Raw genomic sequence first — 26,086 nt, 5'->3', positions numbered from 1 at the left:
CCCGCACCCCGGCACCGCCGGCGGCCTGCGCACCATCGGCGAACTCGCCGCGGAGGCCGGGGTCACCGTCAAGACCGTGCGCTTCTACTCGGACCGCGGGCTGCTGCCCGAGGCGTCCCGCAGTGCGGGCGGTCACCGGCGTTACGGGCCCGAGGCGCTGGACCGTCTCCGTCTCATCCGCTCCCTGCGCGCCCTCGACCTGCCCGTGCCGGACGTGGGGCGCGTCCTCGACAGCGCGCCGGCGCTGGAGGACGTCGTCGCCGCACGACTGCGGGAGGTCGGCACCCGGCTGACCGCGCTGCGCTGGCGGGAAGCCGCCCTCCAGCTCCTCCACGACGCCCCGCCCGGAGAACGCGCCGACCGGCTGCGCCTGATCGGCACCGCCACCACCCCGCCCGACACCGCCGCGCTCGCCCGCTTCTGGCGGCTCTGGCTGCCGCCGAGGCTCCCGGCGTCGCTGCGCGCCGAGGTCGTGGACCGGTGTGTGCCGCAACCGCCCGCCGACCCGGCCCCGGCACACGTGCTGGCCTTCGCCCGGCTGCACGCCCTCGTCCGCGACGCCCGCCCCGGCAAGCCGTCGGCCCAGCCCGCCGCGCACCGGCCCGGCGGCGGGCGCCCGGACGTGCTGTACGCGGGACTGATCGAGGCGTTCGACCTCACGTCACCGTCCCTGCGTGCCGGGCGGCCGCCCGGCGACGGCGAAGCCCTGGACCGCTTCGTCGCCGCCCACGCCGACGGGCACGGCACCCGCGACACCCCCGCCTACCGGAGCCGCCTGGGCGGCCTGCTCGACGCGGAACCCCGCATCGACCGCTACTGGCAGCTCGTCTCCGACCTCCAGGGCCCGGCCGAGCCCACCCCGGGCGACTGCGACACCTGGCTGCGCACCGCCCTCGCCCGGCACCTGGCCGCCACGAGCCGGTGAGCGGCGGAAATCCCGGTGCGGAGCGGGCGCGGGCGTGCCAGCATCCCGACATGTCGATCCGTTTCCCCCGCCCCCTCGTCCCCGGTGACCGCGTCGGCGTCACCGCCCCCTCCAGCGGCGTGCCCAAGGAACTGCGGGCCCGCCTCGACGTCGCCGTCCGCACCATCGAGGCCCGCGGCTTCGAGGTCGTCGTCGGCGACTGCCTCGACGGCACCACGCACCTCAGCGCCCCCGCGCCCGAACGCGCCCGCGAACTGACGGAGATGCTGCTCGACCCGGCCATCCGTGCCGTCGTGCCGCCGTGGGGCGGGGAGACCGGCATCGACGTGATACCGCACCTCGACTTCGCGCGGCTGCGGGACGCCCAACCGACCTGGGTGGTCGGCTTCTCCGACGTCTCCACCCTGCTCACGCCGCTCACCCTCGTCTCCGGCATGGCCACCCTGCACGGCAACAACCTGATGGACACCCCCTATCGGGTGCCCGAAGGGCTGCTCGGCTGGCTGGACATCGTCACCCTCGCGCCCGGCAGCCGCTTCACCCAGACACCCCCCGGCCGGCACCGCGCCTCGGGCTGGGACGACTGGGTGGGCGACCCGGAGGCGCACACGTACACGCTCGACACCCCCGGCCGCTGGAAGCGGCTCGACTCCGACGCCGATCTCGACGTGCGGGGGCGCCTCCTCGGCGGCTGCATCGAGACGCTCTGCAACCTCTCCGGCACCCCGTACGCCGACACCACGGCCTTCGCCCGCGCCGCGTCCGAGGACGGTCTGCTGGTCTACGTGGAGGCGTGCGAGGACAACGCGTTCTCCATCTGCCGCAACCTGCACGGCATGCGGCTCGCCGGGTTCTTCGAGGGCGCGAACGCCGTCCTCGTCGGCCGCACGGCGGCCCCCGACACGGACACCCTCACCCAGCACGAGGCGGTGCTGGACGCGCTCGGACCGCTGGGCGTGCCGATCCTCGCCGACGTCGACTGCGGCCACGTCCCGCCGTACCTCCCGCTCGTCAACGGCGCACTCGCCCACGTCGTCCACACGCCGACGCGCAGCGAGATCACCCAGACCCTCGCCTGAGCCCGGCCGGTCGCGGCCCGTCCCGTCACGCCTGCCCGGTCACGGCCGCCAGGCGGGGTCGCGGCCCGCGAGGCCGACGGCCCGGTCCAGCGGCGGGGCGTCCCCGGGGACCGGGACGACCGGGCCGAACAGGCCGGGGGCACCCTGGCCACCGGTCTCCTCCGCCGTCCGACGGAGGAACACGAGAATCCCGTCGACGGTCTCCGGGGCGCACGCGTACGGCCGCCCGGTCGCGCGGGCGACGTCCCAGCCGTGGACGACCAGCTCGTTCATCGCGACCAGCCCCATCACCTCGGCGGGCATCACCACGCCGCCGGCCTCCGCCTCGCCCTCCCACGCCGCAGGGCTCCGCCAGGCGGTCACCAGCGCGTCCAGCCGGGCCGGCAGCTCGCTGCGCCACGCCGGGTCCAGGCGGTCGGCCGACGGCTCACCTGGCCCCGGCGGCGGGGCGCCGTCCTCCCCCCGCGGTGCGGACACCTTCTCCGCCGCCAGGCGGAAGGCCAGCGTCAGGCCCATCAAGTGGTCCAGCAGCGCCCCCACGCTCATGTCCTCGCACGGTGTGGGGCCGCCCAGCTCGTCGTCGCGGATCTCCGCGACCAGCGCCGCGACCCGGTCGGCGGCGTCGCGGAGGTCGGGTCGCGGCGCGGCGGCTCCGGCGCCGCCGTCGGGCGCGCCGCTGCGGGGCGTGGCGTTCTCGGGCGTGGTGTTCTCGGGCATGACCGTCCTCCTCGCAAGTCCTGCCCGTACCGACTCCCGCCGGCCGTGAAAATCATCGCCCGCCCGGGAACGGACGCGGCGGACCGTCGACCGGGAGGCGGGAGACCCGGCCCGTGCCGAGGCCGTGCGCCGTGCCGGTAAGCTCCCCGGGTATTTCATCTGCTGATCTTCCACACGGGGGAACTCTCCATGCGCACACGCACGTTGCACGCCGCCGGCTCCGTCCTCGCCACGGTGGCCGCAGGCGCGCTGCTGACCGGCTGCTCGGGCACGCCGACGCTGGACTCCGGCACGCTGGCCGACACCGTCGCCCAGAAGCTCGCCGAGGCCACCGGCCGGCCCGAGCCGGACGTCACCTGCCCCGAGGACCTCGCGGGCGAGGTCGGCACGAAGACCCGCTGCACCCTGACCGCCGCCGACGGCAGCACCATCGGCGTGACCGTCACCGTGACCTCCGTCGAAGGCACCCAGATCAACTTCGACATCAAGGCCGACGACAAGCCGACCTCCTGACGGCTTCGGCTCCTCCCGGACGCCCCCGACCTGCCGGTGCCGTGCCCGGCCCGGCGGGCTCGGGCGTCTCCCCCGGCCTCACGCGCCGCCGGGGCGGTTCTCACGAGGCTCGGGCTGCGAACCTCTCCGCCAACTCCTCGCGCGTCGCGGCGAACCAGACCTGGTGGCCGCGGTCGCACTCCCGGACGAAGTCGCGCAGAGCGTCGCTCGCCTCCGTGTGGCCGGAGACGTCTCCGAGGACGACCAGGCCCATGGCGTACTGGGCGAACTTCTGCACGATCTCACCGGCGAGCCGCGTGCGCAGCCGGAAGAACGCCTCGTCGAACCTCTCGACGGGCACGACGACCCAGCGGGCACCCTGGTAGCCGCCGTCGCCGATCAGATCCAGCGCGTCCTGTACGCACGCGACGGGCGCACCCTCCGCGTCGCACACCAGCACGGGCACGTCGTGCATCGTCTCCAAGGCGCTCATGCGGGCACGCTAGCCCCGCGCGGCCCTCGCACGCGACGGAGTTTCCCCTCTCGGACCAGGGCGACACGGCCGGGGCGAGAAGGGCAACAAGAAAGGCAAGGAGATCCTGCCGCTCCTTGCCACTCTCAAGGTATAGCGCACGGGGGGCCTTGCGGCAAGGCCCCGGTGGTGCCGCAGAATCACCCGCCGTAGCCGGAACAGGCCGGGACGGGAGAAACGGGGAGCGCCATGCGCGTGTTGCTGTCGACGTACGGGTCGCGAGGGGACGTCGAACCGATGCTGGGGCTCGCGGTGCGGCTGCGGGACCGGGGGGCGGAGGTGCGGGTGTGCGCCCCGCCGGACGAGGACTTCGCGCGGCGGCTCGCCGGAGCCGGCGTGCCGCTGGTGCCGGTCGGCCCGTCGGCACGCGAACTGACGAGGTCCGCGCCGAAGGCGCGCACGACCGTCCCGGAGCGCGCCGCCCAGCTGATCGCCGGTCAGTTCGAAACGATCCTCCCGGCCGCCGAGGGGTGCGACCTGATGGTGGCGACCGGCATGCTGCCGACGGCCGCCGGGGCGCTGTCGATCGCCGAGAAGCGGGGCGTCCCCGCGGTGTCCGCCACCTTCCAGCAGCTCACCCTGCCCTCGCCGCACCGCCCGCCGCTGGCCTACCCGGGCCGCCCGCTCCCGCCCGACGTGACCGACAACCGGGCACTGTGGGACCTGGACGCGGAGAACGTCGACGCCCTCTTCGGCGAGGCGCTGAACACCAACCGGGCGGCGTACGGCCTGCCGCCGGTGGACGCCGTCCGCGACTGGGTCATCGGCTCCCGCCCCTGGCTGGCCACCGACCCCGCGCTGGACCCCTGGCAGGGCGTGCCGGAGCTCGACGTCGTCCAGACCGGCGCCTGGGTCCTGCCCGACACCACCCCCCTCGCGCCCGAACTGCTCGCGTTCCTGGACGCGGGCACTCCTCCGGTGTACGTCGGCTTCGGCAGCATGCCCCTGCACGGCGCGGGGGACGTGGCCCGGGCCGCCATCGAAGCGGTACGCGCGCAGGGTTGCCGCGCCCTCGTCTCCCGCGGCTGGGCCGACCTGTCCGCGATCGACGACCGGGACGACTGCCTCGTCGTGGGCGAGGTCAACCACCAGGCGCTCTTCCGGCGGGTGGCCGCGGTGGTCCACCACGGCGGCGCCGGCACCACCACGACCGCCGCCCGGGCCGGCGTACCGCAGGTGGTGGTGCCGCAACTGGCGGACCAGCCGTACTGGGCGGGGCGGGTCGCCGCGCTGGGCATCGGGGCGGCACACGACGGTCCGACGCCGACGTGCCCGACGCTGTCGGCCGCCCTGGACACCGCCCTCGCCCCCGGCACCCGCGACCGGGCCGCCGAGGTCGCCGGCACGGTCCGCTCCGACGGGGCGGAGGCCGCGGCGAAGCTGCTCCTCGACATGGCCGGCCGGCGGTGACGGCGTGCCCGTGCGTGGCTGCGGCAGTCGGGTCGCCGCAGCCACGCAGCAGCCCGGTTCCGTCCACAGCGGAATTCCGCACGGCACCCGGCCGGCGCGGGCACGGTCCTCCGTGACCGGGCGGGAACGGCGAGAGGCGGAACGGATGACGGCGACGGCGGCGGCCTACGACGGCATCGCGGACTGGTACGAGCACGACTTCCTCCGCCGCGAACCCGTGCCGGGGCACCCCCGGAGCCACGGGCCGCTCCTGCGCGCACTGCTCGGAGAGGGCGAGGGGGTCTGCCTGGAGATCGGCTGCGGCACCGGCGTGCACGCCGCGACGCTGCGCGGCCTCGGGAGGACCCCGCTCGGGGTCGACGTCTCGGCCGGGATGCTGCGGCACGCCCGGGGCCGGCTGCCGGTGCTGCACGCCGACGCGGCCCGGCTGCCGCTCGCGGACGGTTCCGTGGACGCCGCCGTCGCGGTCATGGTGCACACCGACATGCCCGACTACGCCGCCGTGCTGCGCGAGGCAGCCCGTGTGCTGCGGCCGGGCGGTTCGTTCGTGCACATCGGCCTGCACCCCTGCTTCTTCGGCGCGTTCGCCGACCGGACCGACCCCGAAGCGGTCGTGCTCCGCCCCGGCTATCTGGCGCGACACCGCACGGAGCGCACCACGGGCGGCGACGGTGTCCGCGCGCGGGCGGGCGCGTTCCACCGGCCGCTGCCGGAGCTGATCAACACGCTGGTGGACGCCGGGCTCGCCGTCTCCCGGCTCGCCGAGGACGGCGGGCCGACGCCGGCCGTCCTCGCGCTCGCCGCGGAGAAGGCCCCTGGGGCCGCCGGTCCGCCCGCGCCCCGCCCGTGAAGGGGCGTCCCGGCCGCCCGGCCACCGCGCTCACACCAGGCGGCGGATGTCGCCGCGGGCACGGTAGAACCCGCCGCGGCCGGACTCCCGCACCTCGGTCACGACGTACCGGGCGCCGGGGACGCGGATGTCCTTGGGGAACTGCACGTGCCACGCCGCGTCGTAGCCCGGCGACACGACCCGTACCCGGGTCCGCGCACCGTCCTGGACGCACTCCACCACCACGCCGTCGGCCGGGACGGCGGCGGACACCGGCACCGCCTCGGCGCTCGTCCGCGGCGTGACGCGTTCCAGACTGCCCGCCTTGACGTCCGCGGTCTGCGGCAGGTGGCCGCCCTCCGCGTCCCGCACGGCGCTCTCGCTCGCGTCGACGCAGGCCAGCGAGCCGTCCGTGGTCACCAGGTAGAGCCGCTCGTCCCGGTACTGCATGGAGTACGCGGAACCGCAGCCGGTGCCCAGCTTCCACAGCCGGGTGCCGTCGGCGGCGAAGCAGTAGACGGAGGAGTGGTTGTCCCCGGCGAAGACGTACCGGCCGTCCGGGGAGGTGGCGCACGAGAAGACGGGCGCGTCGCAGCGGTAGCGGCCCCGCGACGTACCGTCCGCCTTGGCCAGCCGGTGGACCCAGCCCCGGCTCGTACCGGCGAAGACCTCGTCCGCCTCCTGCCAGCCGAACAGCACCGCGCCGTCGGTGTGCGCCGACCAGACGGGCGTTCCGTCGTCGGCGCCGTACATCGACACGCCGTACGAGTCGCCGTGGAACACCCCGTCGTCGTCGCAGCGCACCATCCAGGCGCTGCTGCCCCGCCCCGAGCGGCGCCACTGGTACTCGTCCTCGTGGTCGATGAGGGTGACACCGCCCCGCGCGTCGGAGACGCCCAGCCCGCCGTCGTGGATGTCCAGCCAGTAGATGTCGACGTCCTCGGCTATCTCGTACGCCACGTGCGGGACCTTGCCGCTCAGGTCGTAGACCCGGCCGTCGTCGCAGCCCGCGTAGATCCAGAAGTCGTCGGCGACGATGCACTTCACGCCGTCCGGCAACCCGAACCGGCTCGTGACGTCGCCGTCGTGGGTGAGCGTGTACACGTCTCCCGCCTGGTTCCCCACCCAGGCGCGGTCCTCGCCGACGAACACGCCGAACGCGGGCGCGCCCGAGCGGAACCGCCACAGCACCGGCGCCTGGCGTGCGGTCGACCGGGTGCTGACGATCTCCCGGCGGGTCACCGGCCTGCGCTGCCGCACCCCGCGCACCGCGGGCGCGTACCCCTTGCGAACCTTCTCCGCGACCTTGCGGGACGCGGCGGCCGCCGCCTTCTCCGGCGTGGCGAACCGCGTCGTGCGGACCTGCCCACGGTCGCCGATGCGTCCGTAGCTGACGGTGACCTCGCTGCCGAGGTGCCGCACCTCGTAGAACTTGTGCGCACCGGCGCCTTCTTCGGAAAGCTCCAAATACGTGGTCGAATCGGCGACAGCAGGCATGGCTCACTCTTCCCGGGAGGCAGCACGGAGGAACACGACGACGCGCCCAACAGGGCCGAGAAGTCGGACCGTTGGCGACGGGAACGACACTAGGTCGAGCCACTGACACCCGTCCCCGGTCCCGCCTCCCACCACCCTCGGCGCGGCAGGCTGGCGCCTCGCCGGGCGCCGTGGTGATGATGGCCGCGAGGGTCCGTACGCAGGCAGAGGCAGGGAGAGAAGCCATGACGCAGACCGGCGCCACCGAAGCCTTCCGCAGCGCCAGGGACGTGCTGCTCCGCCACCGGGAGGACTACGACGCGGCGCGGGCGGCGTTCTCCTGGCCCCGGCCGGAGCACTTCAACTGGGCCCTCGACTGGTTCGACGTGATCGCGGACGGCAACGCGCGCACCGCCCTGCACATCGTCGAGGAGGACGGCGCCGAGACGAAGGTGACCTTCGCCGGCATGCGCGAACGGTCCGACCGGGTCGCCAACTGGCTGCGTCGCACCGCCGGCGTCCGGCCCGGAGACCGCATCCTGCTGATGCTCGGCAACCAGGTCGAACTCTGGGAGACGCTGCTCGCCTCCATGAAGCTGCGGGCGGTCGTCATCCCCGCCACGCCGCTGCTCGGCCCCGCCGACCTCCAGGACCGCATCACCCGGGGCCAGGCGCGGCACGTGATCGTGCGGGCGCAGGACACGGCCAAGTTCACCGACGTCTCCGGCCGCTACAGCCACATCTCGGTCGGCGGCGGCGACCACGAGTGGCTCGACTACACCGAGGCGTACGACGCCTCGCCGGACTTCGAGCCGGACGGGCCGACCCGCTCGGACGAGACGCTGCTGCTGTACTTCACCTCTGGGACCACCGCGCAGCCCAAGCTGGTCGAGCACAGCCACCTGTCCTACCCGGCGGGGCACCTGGCCACCATGTACTGGATCGGCCTGCGCCCCGGAGACGTGCACCTCAACATCTCCTCGCCCGGCTGGGCGAAGCACGCCTGGTCCAACTTCTTCGCCCCGTGGAACGCCGAGGCGACGATCTTCCTCCACAACTACACGCGCTTCGACGCCGGGCGCCTGCTCGCCGAGATGGACCGCGCGGGTGTGACCAGCTTCTGCGCACCGCCCACGGTGTGGCGGATGCTCATCCAGGCCGACCTGAGCACGCTCCGCCACGTGCCGCGTGAGGTCGTCGCGGCGGGAGAGCCGCTCAACCCCGAGGTCATCGAATACGTGCGGCGCGCGTGGGACGTCACCGTCCGGGACGGCTTCGGCCAGACCGAGACGGCCGTGCAGGTCGCCAACACCCCCGGGCAGCCGCTGAAGACCGGGTCCATGGGGCGGCCGACGCCCGGCTTCGACGTGGTGCTCCTCGACCCGGCGACCGGCGAACCGGCCGACGAGGGCGAGATCTGCCTTCGCCTCGACGGACCCGAGGGCCGCCCCGTCGGCCTGCTCACCGCCTACCACGGCGACCCCGGACGCACCGCCGAGGCGATGGCCGGGGGCTTCTACCGCACCGGCGACATCGCCTCCCGTGACGCGGACGGCTACCTGACGTACGTCGGGCGCAGCGACGACGTGTTCAAGGCCAGCGACTACAAGATCAGCCCGTTCGAGCTGGAGAGCGCGCTGCTGGAGCACGAGGCCGTGGCGGAGGCAGCCGTCGTCCCCTCGCCGGACCCGGTACGGCTGGCGGTGCCCAAGGCGTACGTCGTCCTGGCGGAGGGCTGGGAGCCGGGCGAGGCGACCGCGAAGGCGCTCTTCGAGCACTCCCGCGCCACGCTCGCGCCGTACAAGCGCCTCCGCGTGCTGGAGTTCGCCGAGCTGCCGAAGACCATCTCCGGCAAGATCCGCCGCGTCGAACTCCGCGCCCACGCCGCGGACGCCCCGGGCACGGAGTACCGGGAGTGACCGGGCCGCCGCAGCCATCGCTCGGGTTCGCGGGGCAGCGGGTCCCTCCGTGTCACCGGAGGAACGTGTTCCAGCCGTCCTTCGGCTTCTCGCCGACGCCCAGTGTGCGGAGCTTCGCCAGCACGCGCGGGTCCTGGACGTCGAGCCAGTCGACGAGCTGCTTGAAGGAGACGCAGCGCACGTCCTCCAGCGGGCACACCGTCTTGATGACTTCGGCGAGGCCGTCCATGTAGATGCCGGCGTTCCACTGTTCGAAGTGGTTGCCGATGATCATCGGGGCGCGGTTGCCCTCGTGGGCGCGGCGGAAGCCCTGCAGGAGCCCGTCGTGCCACTGGCGCTCCCAGTACGCCCGCCTGGCGGGGTCGCCCTTGACCGTGCCGGACTGGTTGGCGAGGAAGTTGTAGTCCATCGACAGGGTCTCGAACGCACGCCCGGGCATGGGGATCTGCTGCAGGGGCAGGTCCCACAGCCCTTCCTCCTTGCCGGGCCACACCTGGGTGCCGTTGCCGCTGGAGTCGTAGCGGAACCCCATGTCCCTGGCTGCGGGGAGCAGGTTGTCACGGCCTTCGAGGCAGGGGGTGCGGCCGCCGATCAGCTCCTTGTCGTAGTCGAAGGGCAGCGGGGGCATCCCCTTCCAGCCGGTGGTGGTCTTCCAGTGCTGGACGAAGTACTTGGACTGCCCGATCTCGCTGTGCCAGTCGGCGGTCGTCCAGTCGCGGATTCCGCCGCGTCCGCAGAAGTGCCCGTTGAAGTGGGTGCCGACCTCGCTTCCGTCGAGCCAGGCGAGGCGGAGTTCCCGGAGTGTGGCGCGGATGTGACCGTCCGACAGGAAGGAGATGTCCGACGCGCCCACCGAGTGTCGGGGCGGGTGGTAGCGCGCGCGTTGCTCCTCGGGCAGCACGTACAGGCCGCTGAGGAAGTAGGTCATGGAGGCGTCGTGCTTCTTCGCCAGCTTGCGGAAGCGGGAGAAGAGGCGGTTGCCGTCCTCTCCGGCGCCGTCCCAGGAGAAGACCACGAACTGCGGTGGCTTCGTGCCGGGTTCGAGCCTGGCCGGAGTCGGCTGGTGCGGCTGCGGGCCGGTCGCGGCGGTGGAGCCGTCTCCCAGCAGCCGCGTCCGCCCGTCCGGCTCGGGAGACTCGGGGGAGGTGGGGCCGGGAGCGGGCCCCGCGTGGTCGAGGGCCGGCCCGTCCCCGGTCAGCTCCGTGCCGGCGCCGATCAGCGCGGTGGTGAGGGCCAGCGCCGCAGCGCGTGCGGCCCAGCGTCGGAGGCCGGTCACGAGGACACCTTCTTCGGCAGGCGTGCAGCGGTCGGCCAGGATGGTAGTGGACACGACAAGATGACGTGACTGCGGGGCCGGCGCTGCGTCCCCGGCGCCGTCGCCGGAAGGGCGCGGGTCTGCCGTACGCGGCCTGCGCGCGCAACGGGGGCGGAGCCGGCTACCGCCGGACGCCCGTCCCCGTTGCGCCGTCCCGAGGGGTGCCGGGTCAGGTGTTGTTGGCGAGGGCGAGCAGGCGCGAGCGGCTGCCGTTGAACTTGTTGCGGTCCACGTTTCCGGAGACGCCGTTGACGCTGCCGGTGCTGGTGTACTGCCAGGCCGTCCAGGTGGGGAAGCCGGCGGGGATGGTGGGGGAGGGGCTGCTCGTCCAGTGGGCGGCCCACAGCGGGCTCTTGTTGCCCATGCCCGCCCAGCGGCCGGTGCAGGTGTTCCACCAGCTCGCCGTGGTGTAGATCACCACGTCCCGGCCCGTGCGCGACTTGTAGGTGTTGTAGAACGCGGAGATCCAGCTGCGCATCTGTGAGGTGGACTTGCCGTAGCACATGGCGCCGTACGGGTTGTGCTCGATGTCCAGGACGCCGGGCAGGGTGCGGTTGTCGCGCGACCACGCGCCTCCGTTGGAGGCGAAGAAGTTGGCCTGGGCGGAGCCGCTGGAGACGTTCGGGCGCGCGAAGTGGTAGGCGCCGCGGATGACGCCGGCGTTGTAGGCGCCGGTGTAGTTGGTGTTGAACCGGGGGTCCTCGAAGCTGGTGCCCTCGGTGGCCTTGATCCACGCGAACTGGATGCCGGAGTTGCGCACGGCGCCCCAGTTGATGCCTCCCTGGTGGTGCGAGACGTCGATGCCCTGGACGCCGCCCCCGGAGCCCTTGATGCCGAGGCCCGGCGGCGGGGTCGCTTCGGGGGCTCCGTGGATCTCCTGGCCCACGCCCATGTAGGCGTGGCCCTCCTCGATCGCGTGGTCGCCAGTGCTCTCGGGGGCCGCGGTGGCGGCGCCTGCCGTACCCAGCATCAGGGCGAGAGCGGCGGCTCCGGCCAGGGCGGTGCGGTGCAGACGACGCCGGGGGGAGCGGGCTCTGTGCGGGTGCATGCGGGCCTCCGGGGCAGCGAGGGAACGAGGAATGACGCGAGCACGTCAAAGCGAAGCTGCTCTGCGCGGTCGTGTAAAGACGTTCCGTCCACCGCCGGTGGTCCGGACCTCTGCCGGGGCGGTGGGACCACGGGGCCCGGAGGAAATTTTCACCCCTGAAGGTTCCGGCGTACGCGCGGGGGCCGGGAGGGAAGTCCCTTGTCGGCATGGCGAGAACGCCGGGGCGGCTCCCGCCATGCCGACAAGACGCAGGGTGAGCGCGTCACCCGTCGAGTCGACGGTGCGTCACTTCTCCACGCGCCAGGTGCGCTGGTCGGTGAGGTCACCGCGCAGCGCAGGGTCACGGACGGCGTCGGTGCGGACCGTGGCGCGGGCGCGCAGGCGGTGCGGGCCGCCGTCGGCGGCGGCCAGGGCGCGGGCGACCTTCACGGTCGTCTCCCCGCGCAGTTTCCGCAGCTCCTCGCTGTCCAGGTACCAGCGGACGTCGACCGATGCGCCGCCGGTCAGGTCCGGCACGCGGACGGACACCTCGTCCGCGCGCGTCAGCGTCGCCGTGCGGGCGGTGTCCGAGGCCAGCACGGAGGCGTGCCGGTAGAAGCCGGCGACCATGGCCTCACGGCCGACGAGGTTGAACTCCGTGCTGCTCAGCGACCGCATCAGCGAGTTCTCGCTCGGGCGGTGGATGCCGCGGGTGTGGTACGCCGCGCCCTCGAAGGTGCCGATGACGCCGCCGTCCGGGGTGGGCTCTCCCAGCCACCGGTGCCACTTGGTCTGGCGGCTCGCCATCTCGGCTTCCGTGTACACGCTCGTGTTGGAGTCGGCGGTCTCCGGGCCGGTGTACGTCTGGTCGGTGTAGGCGTACTCGTCGGCCAGCTTGCCCAGCGAGTGACCGGTCTCGTGCACGGCGACCAGGCCGGACTGCGCGTTGTCGCCGGAGTGGGTGGCGATCCCGTCGTAACCGAGGCCGGAACTCACCTGGTTGTAGCCGGCCCCGCCGTACTTGCTGCTGTTGGCGATGACGACGACCAGGTCCGCCTCGGGCGCGAAGGCCGCGTAGTCCTCCACCTTGTTGGTGTCCACGCACAGCAGGCGCTCGGTGCCGTTGCACCAGAAGAAGGAGTCGAGTGCGGTGTCACGGACGACGCCCTGGTCCGGGTCGCCGGAGACGCCGGACTCGGCGGAGACGGCGTCGATCGCCCAGACGTTGAACAGGTCCGCGTGCGCGGTGTACGGCTCGACGCCGAGCAGCGCGTCCCAGCTCTCGCGCGCGTCGGTGTGGAAGTGGTCGAGTTCGGCGGCGGTGTAGCCGTCGCCGATGACGGCGATGTCCAGCTTCTCGGCGGTCGACCCGTTCTGCACGATCGTGGTGACGTCGCCGTCGCCGGCTGTCGCGCCGGGGGTGTGGGAGCCGTCGCGGGCCAGCCGGTCGGGCGCCGCGGCCGGTACCTCGGTGTGGCGCGGGTGGCCGTCCTCGCCGAAGTACTCGACGTGCAGCATCCGTTCGGACGGCGTGTCGGCGGGTGTGGGGGCGGGGGCCGCCTGCCCGGGGGCGGCGAGGGCGAGTGCTGCGGCGGCGGCCGTGCAGGCGGCCGCGAGGGTTCTGACAGTGCGCACCGGTGGTCCTCTCGTGGGGTCGGGGTTCCGGTGCACCCGCGGAGGCCCGGGTGTCGCCTCACGGTTCGAGGCCCCCCGTCCCGCCGCCGGCGCGCCGTCACGTTATGAACCTGCGATGCACCTGTCAACGCTTGGTCGCGCTCTCACGGCTGTGCCCAGGGGATCGGAACGCGTGAGGGCCCCGCCGGGGAGGTGGCCGGTTTCCCCGGGGCGAGGCGGGAAACTCCGGACGGATGACGAGGACCACGGAACGGAACGGACACCGCGGCGTCCGTGCCCTGCTGGAGGGCGTCGCGCCGAACCGGCCGCGCCCGGGCGCGGTCATGCGCGCGGTGGAGAGGCTCGAACACACCGAGGCCTACGACGACCTGGTGATGTCCGTACGCAGGGTCGTGCGGGCGGTGCCGACGGGTCCGGTGCGCGATGTGCTGCACGGCCGCTGGCTGGGGCATCCGGTGCACCCCATGTCCGCCCAGGTGCCGATCGGCGCCTGGACCTCTGCCGCCGTGCTGGACGTGCTCGGAGGCGGCCGCCGCGCGGCCCGGACGCTGGTCGGCGTCGGTCTGCTGTCCGCAGGGCCCACGGCGCTCGCCGGATGGGCGGACTGGGGCGAGCTGAAGAAGCCGCAGCTGCGCGTCGGGCTGGTCCACTCGGTCCTCAACGCCACCGCGGTCGCCCTCTACACCGGCTCCCTGGCCGCCCGGCTGCGCGGCCGGGAGAGCGCGGGCAAGGCCCTCGGCTTCGCCGGGCTCACGGCTGTCGCCGCGGGTGGAGCGCTCGGCGGGCACCTGGCGTACCGGCAGGGCGCCGGGGTGAACCACGCCGACCAGGTGGAGAGCCGGGTCGGCAGCGACTGGCACACGGTCGGCCGGGTGGCCGAGATCCCGGTGGACGAGCCCGTGCGGTGTCGCCTGGAGGACGCCGACACCGACGTGGTCGTCGTGCGGGACGCCGACGACCGGTGGTACGCGCTGGCCGAGCAGTGCTGCCACCTGGGCGGCCCCCTGTCCGAGGGCGATCTCGTCGACGGCTGCTTGCGCTGCCCCTGGCACGGCAGCACCTTCCGGCTCACCGACGGCTGGAACGCCACCGGCCCGGCGACCGGTACGCAGCCCGCCTTCGAGACGCGCGTCAAGAGCGGCCTGCTGGAGGTACGGCTGCGGCCGCCGGAGTGACCGGCGCGCCCGGGGACGGGCGGGGCGCGTGCGTTGCCGTGGCGCACCCTCGGGGTGACGATGGAGGAAGACGCGTGACCGGGTCCGCCCGAGCGCGACGGTGCGCGCGGCCCGGTCGCCGGAACGAGGTGAGGGCGATGCGGATGCTGCTGAAGGCCCGCCTGCGCACCGAGCAGGGCAACCGGGCGATACAGAGCGGGGAGATGGAGAAGACGCTGCTGGCCCTCCTGGAGGACCTGAAGCCGGAGGCCGCCTACTTCGTGCCCGACGAGGGGAAGCGGTGCGCGCTGATCTTCTTCGACATGGAGGACTCCTGGGAGCTGCCGCGCATCACCGAGCCGTTCTTCATGGAGTACGACGCGGAGGTCTCGATCCAGCCCGCGATGAACGTCGAGGACGCGCAGCGGGGGCTCGCGGCCCTCACCGGTCACGGCTGAGTGCCCGGAGCCGGCCGGGGGGCGGCATCGGTCGGGGCGGGGAGACGGTCAGGCCGTGGTGCGGATCAGTTCGTCGGCGGCGTCGTTGACGGCCTGTGGGGTGCCCGTGAGGTCCAGCACGAACAGCGGCAGCGCCAGTTCGTCCGCGCGGACGCGGGCGTCGTGGGAGTAGCCCGCGAGGGAGAAGCAGGCGGCCGTCGCGGACTCGTTGAGCCCGTTCAGCCACAGCGTCTCGATCTCCCGCAGCGGCGTCGGCGTCGTCGTGGGGTCGACGTGCGCGACCAGTGCCGGTCCCCGCAGGTCCACGCCGGACGCGGGGCGGTTGCCGGCGACCCGCACGTCGTGGAAGCCGAGCCAGCGCAGGTAGTGCGCGGCGGCCGTCTTGGCGTCCTGCGCGGTGCGGATGGTCACCGGCCGGAACGCGGGGCGCCGGGTCGGCGGCCTGCCGGGGCGGGTGCGTGCCGGCCGCTGCCGCACGGCCGACCCGGGCTCCGGGCCCGTCTCCAGGCCGTCGCCGGAGGGCAGCGGCCCCAGCTCGGTGTGCGGCCGCGGCGGGGGTGTTGCCGTGGGCACCCGCACGGTCGTGCCGCACGGGCAGCCGAACTCCGGCTGCGGCCACTCGTCGCTGCGCCCGCACGCCCGGCAACGCACCGCGACCCAGGAGGACGCCCAGGTCCGGTGCTCCACCCGCACCGGGACCCCGCCGGCCAGCAGCGGCAGCGTCACGGGCTGCCCGCACGCGCACGGATAGGTCGGCGGGGCGTACGCGTGCTCGCGACGGCAGTCGGGGCAGCGTACGGTCACGCTCTCGGCCACTCGGCGGCTCCAGCGGGATGACGTGGCGAACGGCGGCGGATGGTGCGGTCACCCGCGCCGGGGTACGGCCGGGTAGGTTCCCATCGTCCCTGATCGACGCCGTTCGGCGAAGAGTTTTCCGCGGCGAGATGCGCGAGTCCGGAGATCCCGTGGGCGCCCGGTGCGGGCAGCACGCGCCGGACGGTCTGCGGCCGGATGACGTGCTGCCCGGTGACGTGGGTGGGCGGCGACGGCGCGGCCGGGGACGCGAATGCCCCGCCGCCGGGCCGGTCACCCCTCCTGCATGGACCGGCCGGCGACGGGACGCGCTTCAGGCAGACCTCTCCCCGGTCGTCACCCTTCGCGCAGCTCGCGCACGGCTTCCTCGACTCGCTTGCCGTAGTGCGGATCGGCAGCGTGGAAGTGCGCGAGGTTCTTCTCGATCACGTCCTCGCGGGAGACCTGGGAGAGACCTCCGGCGATGTTCGCGACCAGGCGTGCCTTCTCGTCCTCCGACATCAGCCGGTACAGCTCGCCGGCCTGGAAGAAGTCGTCGTCCTTGGTGTGCTGGGGCGCCTGGTGGGTGCCGGTCCAGCCGGACACGGGGAGGGGCGCGGACAGCGGACGGCCGGTCTCCACCGGTCCGCCGTAGGAGTTGGGCTCGTAGTTGCGCGCGTACCGGCCCTGCGGGTTGACCGCCATCAGGCCGTCCCGGCCGTGGTTCGAGGCGGCGGCCCGCGGCGCGTTGACGGCGAGCTGGGTGTGGTTGACGCCCAGCCGGTAGCGGTGGGCGTCGGCGTAGGCGAAGAGCCGTCCCTGGAGCATCTTGTCCGGCGACGGGCCGATGCCGGGCACGAAGTTGTTCGGCGAGAACGCGGACTGCTCGACCTCGGCGAAGACGTTGTCCGGGTTGCGGTCCAGCACAAGACGGCCCACCCGCTGCAGCGGGTAGTCCGCGTGCGGCCACACCTTCGTGAGGTCGAAGGGGTTGAAGCGGTAGTCGGCCGCCTCGTCCGCGGGCATCACCTGGACGTACAGCGTCCACGACGGGTAAACGCCCCGCTCGATGGACTGGAGCAGGTCGGTCTGGTGGCTGTTCGGGTCGGTGCCGGACAGCTCCGCGCCCTGCTCGCTGCTCAGGCAGCGGACGCCCTGGTTGGTCTTGAAGTGGTACTTGACGAAGAAGGTCTCGCCCGAGGCGTTCGTCCACTGGTAGGTGTGCGAGCCGTAGCCGTTCATGTGGCGGTAGGAGGCGGGGATTCCGCGGCCGCCCATCAGCCAGGTCACCTGGTGGGTGGCTTCGGGGGAGTGGGCCCAGAAGTCCCAGACGTTGTCCGGCTCCTGGCGGCCGGTGAACGGGTCGCGCTTCTGGGAGTGGATGAAGTCCGGGAACTTCAGCGGGTCCTTGATGAAGAACACCGGGGTGTTGTTGCCGACGAGGTCGTAGTTGCCCTCCTCGGTGTAGAACTTGAGTGCGAAGCCGCGCGGGTCGCGTGCGGCGTCCGGGCCGCCGAGGCTGTCGGCCACGGTGGAGAAACGCAGGAAGGTCTCCGTGCGGCGGCCGACCTCGCCCAGGAAGTGGGCGCCGGTGTACGCCGAGACGTCGTCGGTGACCTCGAAGTGGCCGTAGGCGCCCGAGCCGCGGGCGTGCACCACGCGCTCCGGGACGCGTTCGCGGTTGAACCGGGCCAGCTTCTCCAGCAGGTACTGGTCCTGGAGGAGGAGCGGACCGCCGGCGCCGGCCGTGGCGGAGTTCTGGTTGTCTGCGACGGGGGCGCCGGACTCCGTGGTGAGAGTCCCCGCCGTCGGCTGGGGCTGCGTCATGGTGACCCTTCTGGGAGAGGTGCGCCGCGGGGCGGGCGCGCGGAAGACGGTTTCCGCATCCTGGGAGCGTAGGGACGGCGCGCGGCATCGTCAACAGTTTGTTGAAGTCGCCTGGGTGGGCGACGTGGGACACGGGGCGCGCACCGCTGCGGTCAGGGCGCGAGGGTCCTGATCGCGGTGGGGGCGTGGCCCGGCTCGGTGGCGAGGTCCTCGAACTCCTTGACGGCGCTGATGTCCGCCGTGGGGCTCATCGAGATGTTGGTGATGCGCTCGAGGATGGCCTCGACGACCACCGGCACCCGGTGCTCGGCCGCCAGCTTCCTGGCCCGTTCGAAGGCGGGCAGCAGGTCGTCCGGCTCGGTCACGCGCAGCGCCTTGCAGCCCAGGCCCTCTGCCACCTTGACGTGGTCGACGCCGTACACGCCCAGCTCGGGGGTGTTGATGTTCTCGAACTCCAGGTTGACCTGGAAGTTGATGTCCAGGCCGATCTGGGCCTGGCGGATCAGGCCCAGGTAGGAGTTGTTCACCAGGACGTGGACGTACGGGATCCGGTGCTGCGCGCCGACCGCCAGTTCCTCGATCATGAACTGGAAGTCGTAGTCGCCGGACAGGGCGACGACCGTCGCGTCCGGGGCCGCGGTGGCGACGCCGAGCGCGGCCGGGACGGTCCATCCGAGCGGCCCGGCCTGGCCGCAGTTGATCCAGTGCCGCGGCTTGTAGACGTGCAGGAACTGGGCGCCGGCGATCTGCGACAGGCCGATGGTCGACACGTAGACCGTGTCCCGGCCGAACGCGCGGTTCATCTCCTCGTAGACGCGCTGCGGCTTGAGCGGCACGTCGTCGAAGTGCGTCCGGCGCTGGAGCGTGGCCTTCCGCTCCTGTGCGGCGGCCGCCCACGCCGAGCGGTCCGGCAGCCGTCCGTCTGCCTTGAGCTCCTTCGCCACCTCGACGAAGAGTTCGAGCGCGGCCCCGGCATCGGAGACGATGCCGTAGTCGGGCGCGAAGATCCTGCCGATCTGGGTCGGCTCGATGTCGACGTGGACGAAGGTCCGGCCCTCGGTGTAGACGTCCATCCGGTAGCCGGTGTGGCGGTTGGCCCAGCGGTTGCCGATGCCCAGGACGAAGTCGGACTCCAGGAAGGTCGCGTTGCCGTAGCGGTGGCCGGTCTGCTGGCCGACCATGCCGGCGTTGAGCGCGTGGTCGTCGGGCAGGACGCCCCAGCCCATCAGGGTCGGCACCACCGGGATGCCGGTGAGCTCGGCGAACTCGACCAGCAGGTCGCAGGCGTCGGCGTTGACGATGCCGCCCCCCGCGACGATCAGCGGGCGCTCCGACGCGCCGAGCATGGTGAGCGCCTTCTCGATCTGCCGGCGGCTCGCGGCGGGCTTGTGCACCGGGAGCGGTTCGTAGAAGTCCGGGTCGAACTCGATCTCGGTCTGCTGGACGTCGATCGGCAGGTCGACGTGCACCGGTCCGGGACGGCCGGAGCGCATCAGGTGGAAGGCCTCCTGGAAGACGCCCGGCACCTGGGCCGCCTCCAGCACGGTGGTGGCCTTCTTGGTGACCGGCGCGGCGATGGCCTCGATGTCGACGGCCTGGAAGTCCTCCTTGTGCAGGAGGTGGGTCGGCGCCTGGCCGGTGATGGTCAGGATCGGGATGGAGTCGCCGCTCGCGGAGTACAGGCCGGTGATCATGTCGGTGCCCGCCGGTCCCGACGTGCCGATGCAGACGCCGATGTTGCCGGCCTTGGCGCGCGTGTAGCCCTCGGCCATGTGCGACGCGCCCTCGACGTGCCGGGCGAGCGTGTGGTCGATGCCGCCGCTCGCCTTGAGGGCGGCGTAGAAGGGGTTGATCGCCGCTCCCGGCACGCCGAAGGCGGTGTCCACCCCTTCCCGCTTGAGGATTTCGACTGCCGCCCGTGCGGCGGTCATACGAGGCATGGGTGCTCCAGGTCGGTGGGAGGAGTGGGTATCCGGACGGCGGCGCCTGGGCGCGACAGGACAGGTGTCGGCGCCGCCGTCCGGACGTTCTGGGCAGGGCCGGTCAGCCCTGGGAGGGGACGCCGGACAGGCGCTCGACGCCCCGCAGCAGCGCGGAGTGGTCCAGGCCGCCGTCGCCCTGCGCACGCAGGGAGGCGACCAGGTTCGCGACCACGGCGCCGACCGGCAGGGCCGCGCCGACGCTGCGGGCGGCGTCGGAGACGATGCCCATGTCCTTGTGGTGGAGGTCGATGCGGAAGCCCGGCTGGAAGTCGCGCTTCTTGAAGTTGTCCTTCTTGCGCGCCAGCACGGTGGAGCCGGCGAGGCCGCCGGCCAGGACGTCGAGGGCGGCGTCGAGGTCGACGCCGGACTTCTCCAGGAAGACCACGGCCTCGGCGCAGGCCTGGATGTTGACCGCCACGATCAGCTGGTTGGCGGCCTTGACGGTCTGTCCGGAGCCGTGCGGGCCGCAGAGGATGACGGTCTTGCCCAGCGCGTCCAGGATCGGCTTCGACCGGTCGAAGACGGCCTGCTCGCCGCCGACCATGATGGACAGCACGGCCTCGATCGCACCGGCCTCGCCGCCGGAGACGGGGGCGTCCAGGACGCTGAGGTCCTTGTCCAGCGCGGCCGCCGCCTCCGCGACCGCGACCGAGGTCTGCGGAGTGATGGACGACATGTCGATCACCGTGGCGCCGCGCCTGGCGCGGGCGAGTACGCCGTCCTCGCCGAGGATGACGGCCTTCACCTGCGGGTCGGCCGGGACCATGGTGATCACGACGTCGGCGTCGCGGACCGCCTCGGCGACGGAGGCGGCGGCGCTGCCGCCGTTCTTCGCGAGCCGGTCCAGCTTGTCCTGCTCGAGGGTGAAGCCGGTGACGTCGTAGCCGGCCTTGATCAGGTTCTCGGCCATGGGGGAGCCCATGATGCCGAGGCCGATCCAGGCGATCTTCGGGAGCTTGCTCATGAGGGTGACGCTGCCTTTCGGTCGGTCGGTCGGGTGGCGGCGGCGCGGGTCAGTCCGCGCGGGGGCGTTCGGGGAGGCGCCGCGTCAGCGCGCGCCGCGCAGCGGTGCGGGGAGCCAGCCGAAGGACCCGGCGCTGGGGCCGTCGCCCGGCTTGTACTCCAGGCCGACCCACCCGTCGTAGCCGTGCTTGCGGAGACGTCCGAGCAGGTCGGTGAAGTCCAGGTCGCCGGTGCCGGGGGCGCCCCGGCCCGGGTTGTCGGCGATCTGCACGTGTCCGGTGACGCCGGCGTACCGCTCGATCACTCCCGCGAGGTCCTCGCCGTTCATCGACAGGTGGTACAGGTCCATCAGGAAGCGGGCGTTGTCCAGCCCGGTGGCCGCGTTGACCTGCTCGACGACCTCGACGGCCCGGGGTGCGCTGACGACCGGGCACCGGGGGGACTCGGGCGCGTTCAGCGCCTCGATCAGCACCACCGCGCCGATCCGGTCGGCCGCGCGGGCGGCGAGCTGGAGGTTCGCCAGGGCGAGCGCGTCCTGCTCCTCGTCGCTCACGCCCTCGACGCGATTGCCGTAGAGGGCGTTGAGTGCCGTGCAGCCGAGGGACTCGGCGAACCCGGCCGCGACGTCGACGTTGGCGCGGAAGCGCTCCGACTCCTCGCCGGGCACGGACAGCGCGCCGCGGTCGGGGCCGGGGAGCCGCCCGGCGTAGAAGTTCAGGCCGGTCAGCTGCGTCCCGGCGTCGCGCAGGGCGTCGCGCAGGGCGTCCAGGTCGGACTGCGGCGGTACGGGCGCGTCGACCCAGGGCCACCACAGCTCCACGGCCCGGAAGCCCGCGGCCGCGGCGGCGGCGGGACGCTCCAGGAGCGGCAGTTCGGTGAAGAGGATCGACAGGTTGACCGTGAACCGGTGGTCGCTGCTGCCGATTTCTGCGAGGGGGGCCACGTCGATCGTGCTCCCTTCCGTGAGCGGTCCGCGTGAGGATCGATCGAGATTTCACGATGCGGAAGTCAAATTCTGCTTGTTGGAAGAGTGCAACCGTCTCCCGTCGGCTGTCAAGTGCCGTCCACCGCGCTTACGCTGATCCCGTGCGATTGAAAGTGGAGTTCACGACGGAGCCCTTCGACCTCGACGAGCCCCCGCAGCACGCGGTCGTGGCCCGGGAGACCCTGCAGGCCGCGCCGCTGGACGCGGTCGACGTCGGGCCGTTCGGCAACACCGCCGAGGGCGGAACGGAGGAAGTCCTGGCGGCGGTCGGCGAGATGCTGCGCCGGGCCCTCGGCGCGGGTGCCACGCGGGTGTCCCTCCAGGTCAACGTCGTGGACGGCGAGAGCGGGGACGCCCGGTGAGCGTCCCGCAGGAGCACCCGTTCGTGGCGGCGGTGAAGCCGCTGGTCGACGCCATGGGCGGCGAGATGGTCACTCCGGACGAGGCGGCCGGCGACGACGTCGTGCTCGCCTGGGAGGGCCGGGACGTCCTGGCCGTACGGCTGCCGCACCTGTCCGACTCGCTGGACCACATCCTGGCCGAGCTGGAACGCCGGCACGGGATGCCGCTGGCGGAGCTGGACCGCAGGACGAAACAGTCCGTCGTGCGCATCCTGGAGACCCGCGGCGCCTTCTCGGTGCGGCACGGCGTCGAGACGGTGGCCGGTGCACTGGGTGTCAGCCGCTTCACCGTCTACAACTACCTGAACAGGGAGAACGCGGCCCGCGCCACCGAATAGCCGGGCCGGGCCGTGCGACGGGTGCGTGCGGCGCAAAAAGTTCAACAAAGTGTTGACGTTCGGTGTCCCGGGGGCTTAGCTGTACGTCAGCCCGAACAGCACCACGGCTTCGGAGGCCCCCGTGACGTCGAGTCCGAAACCAGGTCTGACCTGGTTGAACACCACCGAGGAAGGTGCGGCGCGGACCGCGCTGACCGAGGTGTGCGCCTCGGACGCCTGGGCGAGCCGTGTGCTCGCCCGGCGCCCGTACGCCGATGCCGCCGCACTGTTCGCCGCCAGCGACGCCGCCATGGCCGAGCTGACCGCGGCGGACCTGGCCGAGGCGATGGCGGGGCACCCCCCGATCGGCCGCCCCAAGCCCGGCGACCCGGCCTCCGCCCGCGAACAGCGCGGCATGGCCGGCGCACCGGAGGAGCTCAGGGCGCGGATGCTCGAACTGAACCTGGACTACCAGGAGAAGTTCGGGCACGTCTTCCTGATCTGCGCCACCGGCCTGACCGGCGAGCAGATGCGGGACGCGGTCCTCGCGCGTCTCGGCAACACGCCGGAACGCGAACGGGAGAACGTCCGCAACGAGCTGGTGAAGATCAACCGCATCCGGCTCACCCGCCTCGCGCACGAAGGAGACGACTCGCGATGACCGCCGCATCCTCCCCGGCCGCCGCACCGCACCGCACCTCGGTGTCCACGCACATCCTGGACACCAGCCGGGGACGCCCCGCCGGGGGCGTCGCCGTGCAGCTGTCCGTACGCGACGGGGACGGCGGCGCCTGGATCCCGCACGGCGCGTCGAGCACCGACGCGGACGGGCGCTGCAAGAACCTTCCGGACCTTCCGGAGGGCACCGCGCAGGTACGGCTCCGCTTCGAGGTGGCGCCCTACTTCGCACGCACCGCAGACCACACACCCGACACACCCGACACACCTGACAACGCCGAGGAACAGCAGGACGCCCCCCGCGCAAGGGACAGCGGCCCTGACACCAGGACGCGTGGCCCGTTCTTCCCCGAGGTCGTCCTCACCTTCGCGGTCGACCCGGGCGAGCACTACCACGTACCGCTGCTGCTCAACCCGTACGGCTACTCCGTGTACCGAGGGAGCTGACACCCCATGACCGCAACGTCCCGCCCGGCCCGCCCGGTGGTTCTCGGCCAGAACCAGTACGGCAAGGCGGAGAACCGCGTCGTCAAGATCACCCGCGACGGGGACACCCACCACATCAAGGATCTCAACGTCTCCGTCGCCCTGTCCGGCGCCATGGACGACGTGCACTACTCCGGGTCCAACAGCAACGTCCTGCCCACCGACACCACCAAGAACACGGTGTTCGCCTTCGCCAAGGAACACGGCATCTCCTCGGCGGAACAGTTCGGCGTCCACCTCGCCCGCCACTTCGTGGAGAGCCAGGAAGGCATACACCGCGCGCGCATCCGGATCGAGGAGTACTCCTGGGACCGCATCGCCACCTCGGACGCCAACTCCCGCTTCATCGGCGCCGACGAGGTGCAGCACTCCTTCGTCCGCACCGGCCAGGAGACCCGCACCGCCCAGGTCACCTACGACGGCGAGCACTTCGAGGTGCTGTCCGGCCTGAAGGGCCTCACCGTGATGAACTCGACCAACAGCGAGTTCTGGGGCTACGTCAAGGACCGCTACACCACCCTCAAGGAGGACTACGACCGCATCCTCGCCACCGAGGTCGCGGCCGTGTGGCGGCACACCTGGAGCACCGACGAGCAGCGCATGCCGCGGTGGGACAGGTCCTACGCGGAGACGAAGAAGCACATGCTCCAGGCCTTCGCCGAGACCTACTCGCTGTCCCTCCAGCAGACCCTGTACCAGATGGGCGCCCGCGTGATCAACAGCCGCGCGGAGATCGAGGAGATCCGCTTCTCCATGCCCAACAAGCACCACTTCCGGGTGGACCTGGAGCCCTTCGGTCTGAAGAACGACGCCGCCGACGGCGCCGTGTACTACGCGGCCGACCGCCCGTACGGACTGATCGAGGCCACCGTGCTGCGGGACGGAGCCGAACCGCGCATCCCGGTCGACATGACCAACCTCTGACCGCGCCGCCCCCGACCGCGAACCGGTCGCGGAGGCGACGCATCGGCACCCGGAGCGGGCACGGTGGGGCGGTAACTGTCAGCCGCCCCGCCGGCTCCGGCACTCAAATCCCCGGGCCCTTGCCGCGCCCCAGCCGAGAAGAGAACGAGGAACACCGAATGACAGAGCGAGCCCCGAGCGCAGAACGCCTCGTCATCGAGAACTGCGCGATCGCGACCGTCGACGCCGACGACACGGAGTACGCCTCCGGGCACCTCGTCATCGCCGGGAACGTCATCGAGTCCGTCGGTGCCGGCCCGGCTCCCGAAGGGCTTTCGGGTGTCGTCCGCAGGGTCGACGGCACCGGCCACCTGGCCACCCCCGGACTGGTCAACACCCACCACCACTTCTACCAGTGGATCACCCGCGGCCTGGCGCAGGACTGCAACCTCTTCGACTGGCTGGTCTCCCTCTACCCGACCTGGGCCCGCATCGACGAGGACATGGTGCACGCGGCGGCGCAGGGCTCGCTGGCGATGATGGCCCGCGGCGGCGTCACCACCGCCATGGACCACCACTACGTCTTCCCGCGCGGCTCCGGCGACCTGCTCGGTGCCGAGATCCGCGCCGCCCGCGACATGGGCGTCCGCTTCACCGCCGCCCGGGGCTCCATGGACCGCGGCGAGTCCGACGGAGGTCTGCCCCCGGACTTCGCCGTCGAGACCACCGAGGACGCGCTGCGCGCCACCGAGGAGGCCGTGGACCGGCACCACGACTCCTCCTTCGGGTCGATGCTGCACATCGCCGTCGCTCCCTGCTCGCCCTTCTCGGTCTCCACCGAACTCCTCAGCCGGGCCGCCGAACTGGCCCGCCGCAAGGGCGTACGGCTGCACACCCACGGGTCGGAGACCGTGGAGGAGGAGAAGTTCTGCCACGAACTCTTCGGCAAGGGCCCCACCGACTACCTGGAGTCCACCGGCTGGCTCGGTGAGGACGTGTGGATGGCGCACTGCGTCCACATGAACGACTCCGACGTCGCCGCCTTCGCCCGCACCGGCACCGGTGTGGCCCACTGCCCCTCCTCCAACGCCCGCCTCGGAGCCGGCATCGCGCGCGTCCCCGACATGCTCGCCTCCGGGGTCCCGGTCGGCCTCGGCGTGGACGGCACCGCCTCCAACGAGTCCGGCGAACTCCACACCGAGCTGCGCAACGCGCTGCTGGTCAACCGCCTCGGCGCGCACCGCGAGAAGGCGCTGAACGCCCGGCAGGCGCTCCGCCTGGGCACCTACGGCGGCGCGCAGGTACTCGGCCGCACCGCCGAGATCGGCTCGCTCGAGGCCGGGAAGCTGGCCGACCTGGTGCTGTGGAAGGTGGACGGCCTTGGCCACTCCTCCATCGCCGACCCGGTCGCCGCACTCGTCCTCGGCGCGGCCGCCCCCGTGACGCTCTCCCTGATCGACGGCCGCCCGGTCGTCGATCAGGGCCGCCTGACCACGGTCGACGAGGACGCCGTCGCCCGTACCACCCGCGACGAGGCGCGCCGGCTCGCGCGCATCGCCGCCGACGCGGGCTGACCCGCGGCCGCCCCCGCGGCGGCCACCACGACTCCGGCCGGGAGGGACGGCTCCCGGCCGGGTCTGAGCAGCCGAGCGGGATGCTCAGACACACCGTTCCCGGGACGCGGCACGCTCGCGTCCCGGGAACGGACGGCCCACACCCGGGCCCGGGCGCGACGGACACCCCCTCGCACAGCGAGCAACCACCAACAGGACGCATCACCTCCC

The 26,086-nt window shown here is 72.8% G+C and carries 25 protein-coding genes; 14 read left to right on the top strand and 11 right to left on the bottom strand.

The window, feature by feature from the left end:
- Nucleotides 1-25 precede the first annotated feature (25 nt).
- Nucleotides 26-925 carry a MerR family transcriptional regulator gene (locus RM572_RS16735; protein ID WP_311674206.1) on the top strand — a complete coding sequence of 300 codons (900 nt, stop codon included), beginning with the start codon at nt 26-28 and terminating at the stop codon, nt 923-925.
- Nucleotides 926-975: 50 nt separating this feature from the next.
- Entirely contained in the window at nt 976-2,004 is a 1,029-nt protein-coding gene (locus tag RM572_RS16730; protein WP_311674158.1) for a S66 family peptidase, read from the top strand.
- A 39-nt stretch (nt 2,005-2,043) separates the two neighbouring features.
- Here the strand turns inward: RM572_RS16730 and RM572_RS16725 are convergent, their stop codons facing one another.
- A complete protein-coding gene (locus RM572_RS16725; protein ID WP_311674157.1) occupies nt 2,044-2,721 on the bottom strand; it encodes a TIGR03086 family metal-binding protein in 678 nt (225 codons plus the stop codon).
- A 189-nt stretch (nt 2,722-2,910) separates the two neighbouring features.
- Here RM572_RS16725 and RM572_RS16720 point away from each other — a divergent pair, with 189 nt between their 5' ends.
- Complete coding sequence (locus RM572_RS16720) at nt 2,911-3,234, top strand: DUF4333 domain-containing protein (protein WP_311674156.1); 324 nt, start codon at nt 2,911-2,913, stop codon at nt 3,232-3,234.
- A gap of 100 nt (nt 3,235-3,334) precedes the next feature.
- Here the strand turns inward: RM572_RS16720 and RM572_RS16715 are convergent, their stop codons facing one another.
- Nucleotides 3,335-3,706 carry a DUF4180 domain-containing protein gene (locus RM572_RS16715; RefSeq protein ID WP_311674155.1) on the bottom strand — a complete coding sequence of 124 codons (372 nt, stop codon included), beginning with the start codon at nt 3,704-3,706 and terminating at the stop codon, nt 3,335-3,337.
- Nucleotides 3,707-3,934: 228 nt separating this feature from the next.
- Here RM572_RS16715 and RM572_RS16710 point away from each other — a divergent pair, with 228 nt between their 5' ends.
- Complete coding sequence (locus tag RM572_RS16710) at nt 3,935-5,155, top strand: glycosyltransferase (protein ID WP_311674154.1); 1,221 nt, start codon at nt 3,935-3,937, stop codon at nt 5,153-5,155.
- 145 nt (nt 5,156-5,300) lie between these two features.
- The gene (locus RM572_RS16705) at nt 5,301-6,005 is read left to right on the top strand and encodes a class I SAM-dependent methyltransferase (RefSeq protein WP_311674153.1); all 705 of its coding nucleotides are present in this window, start codon (nt 5,301-5,303) and stop codon (nt 6,003-6,005) included.
- Between the two features lie 30 nt (nt 6,006-6,035).
- Here the strand turns inward: RM572_RS16705 and RM572_RS16700 are convergent, their stop codons facing one another.
- Nucleotides 6,036-7,481, bottom strand: a complete 1,446-nt coding sequence (locus RM572_RS16700; protein ID WP_311674152.1) for a WGR domain-containing protein — start codon at nt 7,479-7,481, stop codon at nt 6,036-6,038.
- A 224-nt stretch (nt 7,482-7,705) separates the two neighbouring features.
- Between RM572_RS16700 and RM572_RS16695 the strand changes: the two genes are divergently transcribed.
- A complete protein-coding gene (locus tag RM572_RS16695; protein ID WP_311674151.1) occupies nt 7,706-9,379 on the top strand; it encodes an AMP-binding protein in 1,674 nt (557 codons plus the stop codon).
- A gap of 52 nt (nt 9,380-9,431) precedes the next feature.
- On the opposite strand, the gene RM572_RS16690 is transcribed toward RM572_RS16695, so the two are convergent.
- The 3 genes from RM572_RS16690 to RM572_RS16680 form a co-directional block, all read right to left on the bottom strand.
- A complete protein-coding gene (locus RM572_RS16690; RefSeq protein WP_311674150.1) occupies nt 9,432-10,655 on the bottom strand; it encodes a polysaccharide deacetylase family protein in 1,224 nt (407 codons plus the stop codon).
- Nucleotides 10,656-10,863: 208 nt separating this feature from the next.
- A complete protein-coding gene (locus RM572_RS16685) occupies nt 10,864-11,742 on the bottom strand; it encodes a lysozyme (protein ID WP_311674149.1) in 879 nt (292 codons plus the stop codon).
- Nucleotides 11,743-12,027: 285 nt separating this feature from the next.
- Nucleotides 12,028-13,356 carry a M64 family metallopeptidase gene (locus tag RM572_RS16680; protein ID WP_311674148.1) on the bottom strand — a complete coding sequence of 443 codons (1,329 nt, stop codon included), beginning with the start codon at nt 13,354-13,356 and terminating at the stop codon, nt 12,028-12,030.
- 233 nt (nt 13,357-13,589) lie between these two features.
- Here RM572_RS16680 and RM572_RS16675 point away from each other — a divergent pair, with 233 nt between their 5' ends.
- On the top strand, nt 13,590-14,531 hold the full coding sequence (locus tag RM572_RS16675; protein ID WP_311674146.1) for a Rieske (2Fe-2S) protein: 942 nt from the start codon (nt 13,590-13,592) through the stop codon (nt 14,529-14,531).
- 137 nt (nt 14,532-14,668) lie between these two features.
- Nucleotides 14,669-14,968 carry a hypothetical protein gene (locus tag RM572_RS16670; protein ID WP_027762051.1) on the top strand — a complete coding sequence of 100 codons (300 nt, stop codon included), beginning with the start codon at nt 14,669-14,671 and terminating at the stop codon, nt 14,966-14,968.
- Between the two features lie 48 nt (nt 14,969-15,016).
- Here RM572_RS16670 and RM572_RS16665 read toward each other — a convergent pair whose 3' ends face one another.
- The 5 genes from RM572_RS16665 to RM572_RS16645 form a co-directional block, all read right to left on the bottom strand.
- Nucleotides 15,017-15,784: a hypothetical protein gene (locus RM572_RS16665; RefSeq protein WP_311674145.1), complete on the bottom strand. Its 768-nt coding sequence runs from the start codon at nt 15,782-15,784 to the stop codon at nt 15,017-15,019.
- 333 nt (nt 15,785-16,117) lie between these two features.
- Nucleotides 16,118-17,587: a catalase gene (locus RM572_RS16660; protein WP_311674144.1), complete on the bottom strand. Its 1,470-nt coding sequence runs from the start codon at nt 17,585-17,587 to the stop codon at nt 16,118-16,120.
- A gap of 152 nt (nt 17,588-17,739) precedes the next feature.
- Complete coding sequence (gcl, locus tag RM572_RS16655; protein WP_311674143.1) at nt 17,740-19,527, bottom strand: glyoxylate carboligase; 1,788 nt, start codon at nt 19,525-19,527, stop codon at nt 17,740-17,742.
- A gap of 103 nt (nt 19,528-19,630) precedes the next feature.
- A complete protein-coding gene (locus tag RM572_RS16650; protein ID WP_311674142.1) occupies nt 19,631-20,533 on the bottom strand; it encodes a 2-hydroxy-3-oxopropionate reductase in 903 nt (300 codons plus the stop codon).
- Between the two features lie 84 nt (nt 20,534-20,617).
- Complete coding sequence (locus tag RM572_RS16645) at nt 20,618-21,457, bottom strand: TIM barrel protein (RefSeq protein ID WP_311674205.1); 840 nt, start codon at nt 21,455-21,457, stop codon at nt 20,618-20,620.
- A gap of 161 nt (nt 21,458-21,618) precedes the next feature.
- On the opposite strand from RM572_RS16645, the gene RM572_RS16640 reads away from it, so the two are divergent.
- The 6 genes from RM572_RS16640 (at nt 21,619) to RM572_RS16615 (ending at nt 25,876) form a co-directional block, all read left to right on the top strand.
- On the top strand, nt 21,619-21,879 hold the full coding sequence (locus tag RM572_RS16640; RefSeq protein WP_311674141.1) for a hypothetical protein: 261 nt from the start codon (nt 21,619-21,621) through the stop codon (nt 21,877-21,879).
- A 53-nt stretch (nt 21,880-21,932) separates the two neighbouring features.
- Nucleotides 21,933-22,256 (top strand): helix-turn-helix domain-containing protein, encoded by a 324-nt coding sequence (locus RM572_RS16635; RefSeq protein ID WP_394813626.1) that lies wholly within the window; start codon nt 21,933-21,935, stop codon nt 22,254-22,256.
- Nucleotides 22,257-22,377: 121 nt separating this feature from the next.
- Nucleotides 22,378-22,896, top strand: a complete 519-nt coding sequence (uraD, locus tag RM572_RS16630; protein ID WP_311674139.1) for a 2-oxo-4-hydroxy-4-carboxy-5-ureidoimidazoline decarboxylase — start codon at nt 22,378-22,380, stop codon at nt 22,894-22,896.
- Nucleotides 22,893-23,360 carry a hydroxyisourate hydrolase gene (locus RM572_RS16625; protein WP_311674138.1) on the top strand — a complete coding sequence of 156 codons (468 nt, stop codon included), beginning with the start codon at nt 22,893-22,895 and terminating at the stop codon, nt 23,358-23,360. The genes uraD and RM572_RS16625 overlap by 4 nt, the downstream gene beginning before the upstream one ends.
- A gap of 6 nt (nt 23,361-23,366) precedes the next feature.
- On the top strand, nt 23,367-24,323 hold the full coding sequence (gene pucL, locus RM572_RS16620; RefSeq protein WP_311674137.1) for a factor-independent urate hydroxylase: 957 nt from the start codon (nt 23,367-23,369) through the stop codon (nt 24,321-24,323).
- Nucleotides 24,324-24,481: 158 nt separating this feature from the next.
- The gene (locus tag RM572_RS16615; protein WP_311674136.1) at nt 24,482-25,876 is read left to right on the top strand and encodes an 8-oxoguanine deaminase; all 1,395 of its coding nucleotides are present in this window, start codon (nt 24,482-24,484) and stop codon (nt 25,874-25,876) included.
- The last annotated feature ends 210 nt before the right edge of the window (nt 25,877-26,086 follow it).

The sequence above is a fragment of the Streptomyces hazeniae genome (assembly GCF_031845485.1).
Taxonomy (GTDB): Bacteria; Actinomycetota; Actinomycetes; order Streptomycetales; family Streptomycetaceae; genus Streptomyces; species Streptomyces hazeniae.
This window is presented reverse-complemented; position numbering and strand designations above follow the sequence as displayed.

Excerpts from the sequence above, each read along its gene's own strand:
- RM572_RS16730 (WP_311674158.1), top strand. The coding sequence starts at position 976 with ATGTCGATCCGTTTCCCCCGCCCCCTCGTCCCCGGTGACCGCGTCGGC.
- RM572_RS16725 (WP_311674157.1), bottom strand. The coding sequence starts at position 2,721 with ATGCCCGAGAACACCACGCCCGAGAACGCCACGCCCCGCAGCGGCGCG.
- RM572_RS16720 (WP_311674156.1), top strand. The coding sequence starts at position 2,911 with ATGCGCACACGCACGTTGCACGCCGCCGGCTCCGTCCTCGCCACGGTG.
- RM572_RS16715 (WP_311674155.1), bottom strand. The coding sequence starts at position 3,706 with ATGAGCGCCTTGGAGACGATGCACGACGTGCCCGTGCTGGTGTGCGAC.
- RM572_RS16710 (WP_311674154.1), top strand. The coding sequence starts at position 3,935 with ATGCGCGTGTTGCTGTCGACGTACGGGTCGCGAGGGGACGTCGAACCG.
- RM572_RS16705 (WP_311674153.1), top strand. The coding sequence starts at position 5,301 with ATGACGGCGACGGCGGCGGCCTACGACGGCATCGCGGACTGGTACGAG.
- RM572_RS16700 (WP_311674152.1), bottom strand. The coding sequence starts at position 7,481 with ATGCCTGCTGTCGCCGATTCGACCACGTATTTGGAGCTTTCCGAAGAA.
- RM572_RS16695 (WP_311674151.1), top strand. The coding sequence starts at position 7,706 with ATGACGCAGACCGGCGCCACCGAAGCCTTCCGCAGCGCCAGGGACGTG.
- RM572_RS16685 (WP_311674149.1), bottom strand. The coding sequence starts at position 11,742 with ATGCACCCGCACAGAGCCCGCTCCCCCCGGCGTCGTCTGCACCGCACC.
- RM572_RS16675 (WP_311674146.1), top strand. The coding sequence starts at position 13,590 with ATGACGAGGACCACGGAACGGAACGGACACCGCGGCGTCCGTGCCCTG.
- RM572_RS16670 (WP_027762051.1), top strand. The coding sequence starts at position 14,669 with ATGCGGATGCTGCTGAAGGCCCGCCTGCGCACCGAGCAGGGCAACCGG.
- RM572_RS16660 (WP_311674144.1), bottom strand. The coding sequence starts at position 17,587 with ATGACGCAGCCCCAGCCGACGGCGGGGACTCTCACCACGGAGTCCGGC.
- gcl (WP_311674143.1), bottom strand. The coding sequence starts at position 19,527 with ATGCCTCGTATGACCGCCGCACGGGCGGCAGTCGAAATCCTCAAGCGG.
- RM572_RS16650 (WP_311674142.1), bottom strand. The coding sequence starts at position 20,533 with ATGAGCAAGCTCCCGAAGATCGCCTGGATCGGCCTCGGCATCATGGGC.
- RM572_RS16635 (WP_394813626.1), top strand. The coding sequence starts at position 21,933 with ATGGGCGGCGAGATGGTCACTCCGGACGAGGCGGCCGGCGACGACGTC.
- RM572_RS16625 (WP_311674138.1), top strand. The coding sequence starts at position 22,893 with ATGACCGCCGCATCCTCCCCGGCCGCCGCACCGCACCGCACCTCGGTG.
- pucL (WP_311674137.1), top strand. The coding sequence starts at position 23,367 with ATGACCGCAACGTCCCGCCCGGCCCGCCCGGTGGTTCTCGGCCAGAAC.
- RM572_RS16615 (WP_311674136.1), top strand. The coding sequence starts at position 24,482 with ATGACAGAGCGAGCCCCGAGCGCAGAACGCCTCGTCATCGAGAACTGC.